Origin of the sequence: Agromyces humi, assembly GCF_009720255.1 — a bacterium.
Taxonomy (GTDB): Bacteria; Actinomycetota; Actinomycetes; order Actinomycetales; family Microbacteriaceae; genus Agromyces; species Agromyces humi.
Map to the genome: position 1 here is coordinate 1 of NZ_WJSP02000146.1, position 8,532 is coordinate 8,532.

At 71.2% G+C, this 8,532-nt stretch carries 11 protein-coding genes; 5 read left to right on the top strand and 6 right to left on the bottom strand.

All coding sequences use genetic code 11. From position 1 onward, the window contains the following. A partial coding sequence (locus tag GH736_RS12565; RefSeq protein ID WP_159603752.1) for a hypothetical protein occupies positions 1 to 242 on the bottom strand: 242 nt, incomplete at its 3' end. 389 nt (positions 243 to 631) lie between these two features. Next, positions 632 to 1,324, bottom strand: coding sequence for a metal-dependent transcriptional regulator (locus tag GH736_RS12570; RefSeq protein ID WP_159603754.1), 693 nt, complete (start codon positions 1,322 to 1,324; stop codon positions 632 to 634). A gap of 69 nt (positions 1,325 to 1,393) precedes the next feature. Here GH736_RS12570 and serC point away from each other — a divergent pair, with 69 nt between their 5' ends. Then, positions 1,394 to 2,509 carry a phosphoserine transaminase gene (serC, locus tag GH736_RS12575; RefSeq protein WP_159603756.1) on the top strand — a complete coding sequence of 372 codons (1,116 nt, stop codon included), beginning with the start codon at positions 1,394 to 1,396 and terminating at the stop codon, positions 2,507 to 2,509. A gap of 6 nt (positions 2,510 to 2,515) precedes the next feature. Continuing rightward, positions 2,516 to 2,782 carry a DUF2530 domain-containing protein gene (locus tag GH736_RS12580; protein ID WP_159603758.1) on the top strand — a complete coding sequence of 89 codons (267 nt, stop codon included), beginning with the start codon at positions 2,516 to 2,518 and terminating at the stop codon, positions 2,780 to 2,782. Here the strand turns inward: GH736_RS12580 and GH736_RS24565 are convergent. Genes GH736_RS24565 through yczR form a run of 3 tightly spaced genes read right to left on the bottom strand, consistent with a single transcriptional unit; the run spans position 2,758 to position 5,484 of the window. Continuing rightward, entirely contained in the window at positions 2,758 to 3,549 is a 792-nt protein-coding gene (locus GH736_RS24565; RefSeq protein ID WP_203230754.1) for a DUF3027 domain-containing protein, read from the bottom strand. The two genes, GH736_RS12580 and GH736_RS24565, sit on opposite strands and share 25 nt — an antisense overlap. Then, positions 3,542 to 3,922 (bottom strand): cold-shock protein, encoded by a 381-nt coding sequence (locus GH736_RS12590; RefSeq protein WP_159603760.1) that lies wholly within the window; start codon positions 3,920 to 3,922, stop codon positions 3,542 to 3,544. The genes GH736_RS24565 and GH736_RS12590 overlap by 8 nt, the downstream gene beginning before the upstream one ends. Before the next feature lie 59 nt (positions 3,923 to 3,981). Continuing rightward, positions 3,982 to 5,484 (bottom strand): MocR-like transcription factor YczR, encoded by a 1,503-nt coding sequence (gene yczR / locus GH736_RS12595; protein WP_159603762.1) that lies wholly within the window; start codon positions 5,482 to 5,484, stop codon positions 3,982 to 3,984. 61 nt (positions 5,485 to 5,545) lie between these two features. Between yczR and yczE the strand changes: the two genes are divergently transcribed. Beyond that, the gene (gene yczE, locus GH736_RS12600) at positions 5,546 to 6,220 is read left to right on the top strand and encodes a membrane protein YczE (RefSeq protein WP_159603764.1); all 675 of its coding nucleotides are present in this window, start codon (positions 5,546 to 5,548) and stop codon (positions 6,218 to 6,220) included. Positions 6,221 to 6,272: 52 nt separating this feature from the next. On the opposite strand, the gene GH736_RS12605 is transcribed toward yczE, so the two are convergent. After that, a complete protein-coding gene (locus tag GH736_RS12605) occupies positions 6,273 to 7,031 on the bottom strand; it encodes a MerR family transcriptional regulator (RefSeq protein WP_159603766.1) in 759 nt (252 codons plus the stop codon). 203 nt (positions 7,032 to 7,234) lie between these two features. On the opposite strand from GH736_RS12605, the gene GH736_RS12610 reads away from it, so the two are divergent. Then, the gene (locus tag GH736_RS12610) at positions 7,235 to 8,107 is read left to right on the top strand and encodes a DUF4097 family beta strand repeat-containing protein (RefSeq protein ID WP_159603768.1); all 873 of its coding nucleotides are present in this window, start codon (positions 7,235 to 7,237) and stop codon (positions 8,105 to 8,107) included. After that, positions 8,104 to 8,532: PadR family transcriptional regulator (locus tag GH736_RS12615; RefSeq protein WP_162529555.1), on the top strand; the 429-nt coding region annotated here is incomplete at its 3' end. The genes GH736_RS12610 and GH736_RS12615, both read left to right, overlap by 4 nt.

An 8,532-nucleotide genomic window follows, 5' to 3' on the forward strand; every position in this document is an offset into this window, starting at 1 on the left:
ACCGGCCACTCGCCGCGACCCACCGCGTCGGCCGCGGCCTTGATCTCCTCGGCCGTGGTGGCCGCATACGCGTCGGTCGTGACCGGCGCCGCGATCACGTCGTCGGTCACCTCGACCGACTGCGCCTGCGCCTTCGTCAGCTTCGTCTCGGCGGAGGTGCCGAACTGCGGCCCCTCGCTGCCCGGGGTGAACGCGTACGCGGGGATCGCGAGGGTGCCGACGATGCCGGCGGCGACCGTCATCACCAGCACGTTCGCGAGTCCGCCTCGCCGCAGTCGGCGGGTCGAGGGGAGCGGTGCCGCGGAGACCTTCGCTGGAGGTTCGGTGGATGGGGTGGTCGGGGACTTCGTGGCGACCATCGCCTTCGAAGCGGCCCCTCGCGTCGTCTTCCGGGATGGACGTCGCTGCGGGAATCGAGCCAAAACGTGTACCTCCGCCGCCCCACGGCAGTGCTGCCGTCCCACCTGGAGCGCTTGCTGCGCAGTCACGGGTTCCGGATCGAGCGGTGGGCGCCTGGGGGCGATCTCGATCCCGTTCCACCGACTGGCTATGACGCCGGCGGACTCGATCGAGGATACGCGAGGGATGGTCGAATGTCACATTCTGATCACGGAGTGGCCGTGATCAGGCATTACTCTCCGACGAAGATGTGGCCGGCGACCTCGCTCGGCAACTCGAGGCCGCCCTCGACCCCGTCGACCTCGACGAGGACGTACGGCCCGGCGGCACTGAACGACGCCCGGGCGCCAGGCATCACGCCGGCGTGCTTGAGCTGGGCGAGCAGCTCGGGGTCGAACTGCACGGGCTCTCCGAGGCGGCGGACCACGCCGCGCACCGGCTGGTCGCTGGCGGAGACGGCGTCGAGCACGCGCACCACTCCCTGCATGAACGGGTCGGCTGCAGGCAGCCCCAGTTCTTCGAGGCCGGGGATGGGGTTGCCGTACGGCGACTCGCGGGGGCCGCCGAGCAGCTCGATGAGGCGGCGCTCGACCTGCTCGCTCATGACATGCTCCCACCGGCATGCCTCGTCGTGGACGTACTCCCACTCGAGCCCGATCACGTCGGCGAGCAGGCGCTCGGCGAGGCGGTGCTTGCGCATGACGTGGACGGCCTTGCTGCGCCCGTCGGGGGTCAGTTCGAGGTGACGGTCGCCCGACACGACGACGAGCCCGTCCCGCTCCATGCGCGCGACCGTCTGCGACACGGTGGGCCCGGAGTGACCGAGGCGCTCGGAGATGCGCGCTCGAAGGGGCACGATGTTCTCCTCCTCGAGATCGAGGATGGTGCGGAGGTACATCTCCGTCGTGTCGATGAGATCCGTCACCAGAAGCCCTCCCTGTCGCAGCCCGTCATCCAGCCTACCGGCCGCCGCCCCCTCGCTAGACTCGTGCGCATGCCCAGCCTCGTCATCCCCAGCGACCTCCTGCCCGCCGACGGTCGATTCGGCTGCGGCCCGTCCAAGGTCCGCCCCGAGCAGCTGGCGCACCTCGCCGCCGAGGGGCCGAGGCTCCTCGGGACGTCGCACCGCCAGGCGCCCGTGAAGCAGCTCGTCGGCCGTGTGCGTCAGGGCATCTCCGACCTCTTCGACCTGCCCGACGGATACGAGGTCGTGCTCGGCAACGGCGGCTCGACGGCGTTCTGGGACGCGGCGGCATCCGGCCTCATCGAGCGCCGCGCGCAGCTCTGCGCGTTCGGGGAGTTCGGCCAGAAGTTCGCAGCCGCCGCCGCGGCTCCCTGGCTCGAGGCGCCCGACGTCCGCGCGGCGGCGCCCGGCAGCCGATCGAACCCCGAGCCGGTCGCGGGCGTCGACGTGTACGCCTGGCCGCACAACGAGACGTCGACTGGCGTCATGGCGCCGGTGACCCGGGTCGCGGGCGACGAGGGCGCGCTCACCGTCATCGACGCGACGAGCGCCGCCGGCGGCGTCGCGGTCGACCCGGCCGAGTCCGACGTCTACTACTTCGCGCCGCAGAAGAATTTCGCCTCCGACGGCGGACTCTGGTTCGCGCTCTTCTCCCCCGCCGCGATCGAGCGGGTCGAGCGCATCGCCGGGGGCGACCGCTACATCCCCGAGTTCCTCTCGCTGAAGAACGCCATCGACAACTCCCGGCTCGACCAGACGCTCAACACGCCCGCGCTCGCGACGCTGCTGCTCCTCGAGAACCAGCTCGAGTGGATGAACGGCTCCGGGGGCCTCGCGTGGGCCGACGCCCGCACCCGCGAGTCGTCGTCGGTGCTCTACGACTGGGCCGAGCGCACCGAGGTGGCCACGCCGTTCGTGACCGAGGCCGCCGACCGCTCTCAGGTCGTGGTGACGATCGACTTCGACGAGTCGACGGATGCCGCGCGCATCGCGTCGGTGCTCCGCGAGAACGGCATCGTCGACACCGAGCCCTACCGCAAGCTCGGACGCAACCAGCTGCGCGTCGCCACCTTCACGGCGATCGAGCCCGACGACGTGCGCGCGCTGACGTCGTCGATCGACTACGTGCTCGAGCGACTGGGCTGAGGTCCGGTGCGACTCTGGCTGAACGACTCCGAGCGGCGCCCCGATCCGGCGCCCGCGCGGGCCGATGCACGCAAGGCGGTGCTGGCGGGCACGCTCTCGTGGCTCGTGGCGCTCGTCGTCACGCTGGTGTTCCGCGCGCAGCTCGAAGCAGCTGGTCTCGGCTGGCTGGTCTGGGCGTGCGTCACCGGGGTCGTACTCGGACTGGTCGGGCTGGTGGTGGTGCAGGTGATCCGTCGCCGGATCGCGCGTCAGGAGGCCGGCTCGTCGGGCTGACCCTCGTCGCCCTCGACCGGCTCGTCGTCCTCGCCGTCGCTCGTGTCGTCGTTGGCCCGGGCCGACTCGTCGTCGCCTGACTCGTCGAGCGCGTCGATGTCGATGCCGTCGAACTCGTCGTCGCCGTCGTCGTGTCCGAACGCCGCGTCGAGTTCGGCGTCGTCATCGTCGTCGAGCTCCGAGTCGTCGTCCTCGTCGAGCTCGTCCTCGTCGTCGAAGTCGTCGTGCTCGTCGCCGTCGTCGTCGTGCTCATCGACGTCGTCGTCGTGCTCGTCGCCCGAGCCTCCGGCCTCGGCCGCCGCCGCGGCGGCCGCCTGCTGTGCCGCCCGGTAGTCGGCGAGCCGCTCGGACCACGGGATCCACTCGGGCGCCAGCAGCGCGGTGTCGCCGGGCATCAGCTCGGTCTCGAGCACGGTGGGCTCGCCGTCGTCGACCCGGGCGATCGTGACACTCCAACGCCAGCCCGGGTAGCCCGCGAGGTCGGCGGCGAACAGCATCGTGAGCACGTGCTCGCCCTCGGCGACGTGCCCGATGACGGACCCGACGGTCTCGGGCGGCGTCACCTCGAGCAGCGCCCGACGGGCGAGGTCGACCGCGTCGAGGAGCATCGCGTCGGGTTCGAACACGGGCGCCGGGGCCTCGGTCGTCTCGTCAGCAGCGGGCGCCGGGGCCTCGGTCGTCTCGTCAGCAGCGGGCGCCGCGGCATCCGTCGTCTGCTCGCTCAGCGTGGCGTGGGCCTCGTCGACCGGCCCGGACTGCTCAGGCATCGAGATCGTCTGCGACCTTGCGCAGCACCGCGGCGACGGTGCGCGACTTCGACTTGTCGGGGTAGCGGCCGCGGCGCAGGTCGGCGCCGATGCCGTCGAGCACCTTCACGACGTCCTCCACGATGATGGCCATGTCGTCGGCGGGCTTGCGATTGATCTTCGCGAGGCTGACGGGCGCCTCGAGCACCCGCACCGACAGCGCCTGCGCGCCGCGCTTGCCCTGTGCGACGCCGAACTCGAGGCGGGTGCCCGCACGCACGGTCGCGCCGGCGGGAAGAGCGGATGCGTGGAGGAAGACCTCCTGGCCGTCATCGGAGCTGATGAAGCCGAACCCCTTCTCCTCGTCGTAGAACTTGACCTTGCCGGTGGGCATCGTGAACCTCGCTCGCGTGGGGATGGACGGGCCGAATCGGCATCCGTCCTCGGTCCAGTCTAGAAGCCCGGCAGCCCTGCATCGGCCCGCTGCCCTATTCTGGTGAGGTGAGCGACTCCGGCCCCATCACCCAGCACCGTGCCGAGCGCATCCTCGCCTACATGTTCGTCGCCATCGTGGCCATCTCGATCCTCGCGTTCATCGCGGTCATGATCGGCACGGCCAACGGCGCCGGAGCGGACGACGGGTTCAGTCAGGGCGTCTGGCCCGTCGACCCCGAACCTCGGGCCGGCCGCCACGATGAGGCCCTCGCGGCGTGCGCCCAGTGCGAGCTGCGAGCTGACCGGCGCACCGAGCCCGACCCAGGTGACGATGCCGCCCGCGACGTGCGGCACGTCCCACTCGGGCAGGTGCCGCGCCACCATCTGCTCGAGGTGGTCCCGGCCGACGCGGAGCTGTTCACGGCGCAGCTCGAGGATCTCGTCCATGCGACCGAGCAGCCGGGTGACGAGGAGCTGCTCGAGGATCGGCGTGCCGAGGTCGCCCGGTGAGCGCACCGCGAGGAGCCGTCGGATCAGCGGCCGCTCGGCACGGATCCAGCCCACGCGGATGCCGCCCCACGCGGTCTTGCCGACCGAGCCGATGAGCACGGCCGGCCCGTCGGCCGCCATGGGCGGGAAGTGGCCGGGTCGGTCGATGGACAGCTCGGCGGTGGTCTCGTCGGCGATGACGACGGTGCCCTGCCGGGCGGCGGCGTCGAGCACGCGGGCGCGCGTGTCGCGGCTCATCGTGCGCCCGGTGGGGTTCTGGAAGTCGGGGATGAGGTACGCCGCGACCGGGTTCGAGTGCCGGATCGCCTGCACCAGGGCGGCCGCCTGTTCGCGGTCGTCGTCGCCCTCGGCACCGGCCGGCGCGACGGGCACCGTCACGAGACGGGCGCCGGCCGCGCGCAGGGCCTCGTAGGCGTGGGGGTAGATGGGCACCTCGGTCAGCGCTCGGTCGCCGCGACCCACGAGCGCCCGCGAGAGCAGGCCGATGGCGTGCTGGGCGCCGATGGTCACCATGATCTGGTCGGGCGTGGTCGGCAGGCCTCGGGCGGCGTACCGGTCGGCGATGGCCTGGCGCAGAGCGGGGGTGCCGATGGGGTCGAACCCGGCGTCGGCGAGGTGCGCCGGGAGGTCGTCGACGGCCTGGCGGGCCACCTCGGCGAGCCAGGGCAGCGCCGGCGGCGCGGCCTTCGAGAAGTCGATGTACTCGCTCTCGAGCGGTGCGGGCAGGATGGCCGGCGCGCCGGTCAGGCGGGCCACGCTGCCCGAGCCGCGCACGCTGTGCAGCATGCCCTGCTCGCGCAGGTGCCGGTAGGCCGCGGTGACGGTCGTCCGGCTCAGTGAGAGGCGTTCGGCGAGGTCGCGCTCGGCCGGCAGGCGGGTGTCCACCCCGATGCGGCCGTCGACGATGAGCAGGCGGATGCGTTCCGCGAGCGCCTCGTAGGCGCTGCCGGTGCCCCGCCAGTCGCCGAGGAGGAGCTCGAGCGAGCGGGCACTGAGCGAGAGGTCGGCCATCAGGCCACTTTAGGCCGATTGGCTCTTTGCGAACAGGCCAATCATGGAATTGGATTGCATCATGCTTCGCCGTCCGACCGACCCCGCGCCTGTACTCGCCCGCCGCTTCGTGCAGCTCTTCCTCGGGCTGTTCCTCTACGGCATCGCCATCGCGCTCATCGTGCGCGGCGAGCTCGGCGTCGCCCCGTGGGACGTGCTGACGCAGGGCATCGCGAAGCAGACCGGGCTGAACTTCGGGCTCATCACCGTCATCACGAGCGGCATCGTCCTGCTCCTGTGGATCCCGATCCGCCAGAGGCCCGGCTTCGGCACGATCATGAACGCGCTGCTCGTCGGGCCGTTCGCCGACCTCGGCCTCTGGCTCATCCCGTCGGGCCTCGACCTCTGGGCGCGCATCCTCCTGCTCGGCGCGGGCATCGTCGTGCTCGCGATCGCGACCGGCCTCTACATCGGCGCGCACTTCGGCCCGGGCCCCCGCGACGGCCTGATGACGGGCCTGCACCGGGTCACCGGATGGCGCATCTGGATCGTCCGCACCAGCATCGAGGTCGTCGTGCTGGCCATCGGCTGGGCGCTCGGCGGCAACGTCGGCATCGGCACCGTGGCGTTCGCCGTCCTGATCGGACCGCTGTGCGGCTACGCGATCCCGCTGTTCGCCATCCGGCGTTCGGGGGCGATGCCCGCCGCGGCCCGTCCCGTCGTCCGGCGCTCTCGCGCGGCATCCGCCACCTCATGACCGGCGATCGCCCCCGAGGTCGGGACACCTCGGGGGCGATGTCGCCGGTCCGCTACAGGTTGCGGTCGGCGTAGACCGTCATCGCGTCACGCACGAACTCGGCTCCGGCCTGGCCGCCGTAGTTCGCGCCGAAGCGGTCGTCGGCCACATACATCTCCGCGAGGCCGACGAAGTACTCCTTCGTCGGCCCGGCCGCGCCGCCGCCGGGCGTGCCCGGGATGCCGCGCAGCCAGTCGAACTGACGCTGCGCGAGCGCCTGCGCCTCGTCGCCGGCGGGGTCGATGCCCCGTTCGTGCGCCGAGATCCAGTCGCCGGCGAGCTGCGCCACGCGCTGCTGCCACGCCGCCTTCTCGTCGGCGCTCATCGAGCGCCACCACGCGTCGCTCTTCGCGTACGCGTCCTTGCCCCAGCGCTCCTCGACCTCCTCCTTGTACCGGGTGTGGTCGAAGCCGTCGAACATCTGCTCTGCCATGAGTCGTTCACCTCCCTCCAATGCTCCGATGGTGCGTTCGACCGACGCGATCTGCCGCGTCAGCCGGTCCTGCTCCTGCTGCAGCCATTCGAGATGGGTGCGCAGGGCGTGCGGGGCGCTCTCCTCGCGGTCGAGCACCTCGCCGATGGCAGGGAGGCCGAGGCCGAGCTCGCGCAGCAGCATGATGCGCTGCAGTCGCACGAGCGCCGCGTCGTCGTAGTAGCGGTAGCCGTTGCCGCCGATGCGACTCGGCGGCAGCAATCCGATGTCGTCGTAGTGGCGAAGCGTGCGGCTGGTGGTGCCCGCCAGCTTCGCGATCTCCTGGATCGACGAGTCCATCGTGATCCTCCCTTCCCCTTCTCGATGAATGCCACGGTAGAGGTTGACGTCGCGTCAATGTCAAGCACGCGGCATCCGCTGCACTTGCAGTCTCGGCAAACGCGATATATCGTGTTGCAGGACAAGACGCGATATATCGCGATACAGACCGCGTCCGAGACGGATGCCGCGGCATCCCGAATCGGCGCAGAGGGAGAAGCACCATGGCCATCGAGAAGTGGGTCATCGCCCCCGGAGACTCCCGGGTCATCGACCTGGAACTCGTGCGCAAGCTCAAGGTGAGCCTCATCGGCGGCAAGGTCGACATCATCGCGCACGACGAGCCGGGGGCCCGCATCGAGATCTCGAGCGTCACCGGCAAGGACCTGCTCGTGCAGATCGACGGCGACACGCTCGAGATCGACCACCCGCAGCTGCGCTGGGACAACTTCATCGACGCCTTCAAGGGGTTCGTCGGCAGCGCCAAGGCCGAGGTGTCGATCCTCGCCCCGCGCCACGTCGCCATCAAGCTCGGCGTCGTGTCGGGCGACGCGCTCGTCTCGGGCTTCGCCACGGACGCGAAGTTCAACACCGTGTCGGGCGACCTGGTGATCGACAACCACGAGGGCGATGTCGAACTGTCCAGCGTCTCGGGCGAGGTCTCCGCGGGCAACCACACCGGCCGCATCACGGCCCACTCGGTCTCGGGCGACATCGTCGCGACCGGCGACATCGTGTCGTTCAACGCCGACACCGTCTCGGGCAACATGATCGTCGATGCCGAGGGCACGCCGCACCGCATCGACACGAACACGGTCTCGGGCGACCTCACGGTGCGCTTCGAACCCGGCACGGGTGCCCGCTACCGCGTGAACACGGTCGGCGGCACGGTGCTGCTCGACGACTCCACCATCAAGGGCATGCTCGGCAAGGGCTTCGAGCGCACCGTCGGCGAACTCGCCGGCCGCTGGCTCGAGCTCGGCGCCAACAGCGTGTCGGGCAACATCTCGATCATGCGCCGCGAGGCGTCGGCGAAGGCGGGCACGGCGGATGCCGCAGCCGGCACCGGCGCGGGCGACGCCGGGGCCTCGGCATGACTCCGCCGGTCTTCGCCCACGGCAACCTGCGCCTGTACCTGCTCGCGCTGCTCGACGAGCGGCCCCGGCACGGCTACGAGCTGATCCAGGCGCTGTCCGATCGCTTCGGCGGCACCTACAGCCCGAGCGCCGGCACCATCTATCCCCGCCTCTCGAAGCTCGAGGAGGAGGGCCTGGTCACGAAGTCGACCGACGGTCGCAAGACCGTCTATGAGATCACGGATGCCGGTCGAGCCGAGCTCGAGGCGCGCCGGCACGAGCTCGACGCCATCGAGGACGACCTCACCGACTCGGTGCGCCGCCTCGCCGACGGCGTGCGCGCCGAGGTGAACGACGCGATGCGCACGCTGCGGGCCGAGCTCGCCAGCGCCGCCCGTGAGGCGAAGCGGGCCGCGTCGAGCGCCCCGGCCGGCAGCGGCGCGGCC

What these genes read in the sequence shown, in the direction of transcription:
- GH736_RS12610 (WP_159603768.1), top strand. Translation starts at nt 7,235, where the DNA reads ATGGCCATCGAGAAGTGGGTCATCGCCCCCGGAGACTCCCGGGTCATC.
- GH736_RS12605 (WP_159603766.1), bottom strand. Translation starts at nt 7,031, where the DNA reads ATGGACTCGTCGATCCAGGAGATCGCGAAGCTGGCGGGCACCACCAGC.
- serC (WP_159603756.1), top strand. Translation starts at nt 1,394, where the DNA reads ATGCCCAGCCTCGTCATCCCCAGCGACCTCCTGCCCGCCGACGGTCGA.
- GH736_RS12590 (WP_159603760.1), bottom strand. Translation starts at nt 3,922, where the DNA reads ATGCCCACCGGCAAGGTCAAGTTCTACGACGAGGAGAAGGGGTTCGGC.
- GH736_RS24565 (WP_203230754.1), bottom strand. Translation starts at nt 3,549, where the DNA reads ATGCCTGAGCAGTCCGGGCCGGTCGACGAGGCCCACGCCACGCTGAGC.
- yczR (WP_159603762.1), bottom strand. Translation starts at nt 5,484, where the DNA reads ATGGCCGACCTCTCGCTCAGTGCCCGCTCGCTCGAGCTCCTCCTCGGC.
- yczE (WP_159603764.1), top strand. Translation starts at nt 5,546, where the DNA reads ATGCTTCGCCGTCCGACCGACCCCGCGCCTGTACTCGCCCGCCGCTTC.